Source organism: Streptomyces doebereineriae (assembly GCF_031845645.1).
GTDB lineage: Bacteria > Actinomycetota > Actinomycetes > Streptomycetales > Streptomycetaceae > Streptomyces > Streptomyces canus.
The window spans coordinates 1-404 of record NZ_JAVREZ010000518.1 but is presented as its reverse complement, the minus strand read 5'-3'; the positions used below and the strand labels follow the sequence as shown (position 1 = coordinate 404).

General features: G+C 67.3%; 1 protein-coding gene. It reads right to left on the bottom strand.

The genetic code is table 11. From position 1 onward, the window contains the following. Positions 1-404: ABC transporter permease (locus RNB18_RS53055; protein WP_394817821.1), on the bottom strand; the 404-nt coding region annotated here is incomplete at both ends.

The window sequence follows — 404 nt, the reverse complement described above, 5'->3', positions numbered from 1 at the left end:
CTGCGCCCCAGGCCAGCAGTACCGCCACGCCGAACCAGTCCATCGACAGCGTCATGGCCTGGGTCAGGGATTCGGTCAGGGCGCCCGACGGTGTCAGCCGCGCGGCCCATCGCAGGGCCGATGGCACCGGTCCGCCTTCCAGTGTCAGCGCACCGAGTCCGGCGAACACGAACCACAGCAGGTTGGCCAGTGCCAACACGATCTCGGCCTTGAGGGTGCCGCCGAGCAGCAGCCCCAATGCGGCGAAGGTGGCAGTACCGAGCGCGATGATCACCGCGCCGAGCGCCAAACCCAACGGAGATGGCCGCCATCCCAGCGCAAACCCTATGGCGCCCAACAAGATCGCCTGCAAGAACACGACGGTCACCACTGCCAGCGACTTTCCGGCGATGATGCCCCACACC